We start from the raw sequence: 1,565 nt of genomic DNA on the forward strand, positions 1-1,565 counted from the left end.
CTGCTCACCTTCGGGCTGCTGGCGGCTTGTCAGACCCCGGTTTTGCGCGACATTGGCATCACGGTCGCGGTGGGCGCTGGCCTCGCGATGGCGTTCGCGTTCCTGTTCGCCGGAGCCGCGCCGGGGGAGGATCGCTGAGTGGAGGCTTTGGTCGTGAGCGCGGCGACGGCGGTGAGCGCCGTCGGACATGGGCGCGCCGCCCACGCGCGGGCGTTGCGGGCGCGGCGCGGCGGGCTGCGTCCCAACGACTACGACCCGGCCGTGGGCGGCTGGATCGGGCGGGTCGAGGGGGTGGAGGAGCACCGCCTGCCGGCTGCCCTGGCCGCCTATGACTGCCGCAACCACCGGCTGGCGGACATGGCGCTCGATTGCGACGGATTCGCCGCCGCGGTCGGTCGGGCGCGGGCACGCCATGGCGCGGACCGTATCGCCGTCGTGCTCGGCACCAGCACCAGCGGCGTCACGGCGGCCGAGGACGCCTATCGCGCCCGTGCCGCGGACGGGGCGCTGCCGGACTGGTTCGATTTCGACAATACCCAGGATCTCGGCGCGCTCGCCCGCTTCGTGCGCGACCGCCTCGGCCTGCGCGGGCCGGCGCTGTCGGTCTCCACCGCCTGCGCCTCCAGCGCGCGCAGCTTCATGGACGCCGCCGCGCTGATCCGCGTGGGCATCGTCGATGCGGCCGTGGTGGGCGGGGCGGACAGTCTCTGCCGCATGACGCTGCACGGCTTTGCGGCGCTGGAACTGCTCGCCCCCGACCCCTGCCGCCCCTGCGCCGCCGACCGCGCCGGGATCTCGATCGGCGAGGCCGCTGGCTTCGCCCTGCTGGAACGTGCGGGGGAGGGGGAGGCGCTGCTGCTCGGCGCCGGAGCCAGCAGCGACGGCTATCACATGAGCGCGCCGCACCCCGAGGGGGCGGGCGCCGTCGCCGCCATGCGGACCGCGCTCGACGCGGCGGGCCTCGCGCCGGACGCGATCGACTGGATCAACCTGCACGGCACCGCGACCCGGGCCAACGACGCGATCGAAGATATGGCCGTCGCCGCCGTCTTCGGCGACGCCGTGCCGGCGAGCAGCACCAAGGGCTGGACCGGCCACACGCTGGGCGCCTGCGGCATCCTGGAGACGGTAATCGCGCTGGAATGCATGCGCGGCGGGTTCGTGGCCGGCTGCCTCGGCATCGACGCGGCCGATCCCGCCTTCACCACGGGCATCGCGGTCGCCAACACGGCGCGGCCGGTGCGGCGGGTGCTGAGCAACTCCTTCGGCTTCGGCGGCATCAACTGCAGCCTGATCCTCGGCAGCGCCGCATGACGGCGGCGGGTGGGATCACCGGCATCGGGCTGGCGGGGATCGGCCTAGCGGGGATTGGCCTCTGGGGACCGGGGCTGGAAGGCTGGGCGGCGTCGCGCCCCATCCTGGCCGGCCACGCGCCCTATGAGGGGCGGGAGTCGCCCGCGCCGCCGCCCGCGATCCTGGGTGCCGCGGAGCGCAGGCGCGCCGGTCCCGTGGTGCGCCTCGCCCTCGCGGTCGCGCAGGAGGCGGCGGTGGCGTCCGGCGTGCCG

1 protein-coding gene and 1 pseudogene are annotated in these 1,565 nt (G+C 75.3%); both read left to right on the plus strand.

The window, feature by feature from the left end; translation table 11 throughout:
• The first annotated feature begins 153 nt into the window (after positions 1 to 153).
• On the plus strand, positions 154 to 1,314 hold the full coding sequence (locus tag B8460_RS00645) for a beta-ketoacyl-ACP synthase (protein ID WP_241771052.1): 1,161 nt from the start codon (positions 154 to 156) through the stop codon (positions 1,312 to 1,314).
• Positions 1,311 to 1,565 (plus strand): annotated as a pseudogene (locus B8460_RS00650) (hypothetical protein); the annotation flags it as partial. The gene B8460_RS00645 and the pseudogene B8460_RS00650, both read left to right, overlap by 4 nt.

It is taken from the genome of Acidisphaera rubrifaciens HS-AP3 (assembly GCF_000964365.1).
In the GTDB taxonomy this organism is placed as follows: Bacteria; Pseudomonadota; Alphaproteobacteria; order Acetobacterales; family Acetobacteraceae; genus Acidisphaera; species Acidisphaera rubrifaciens.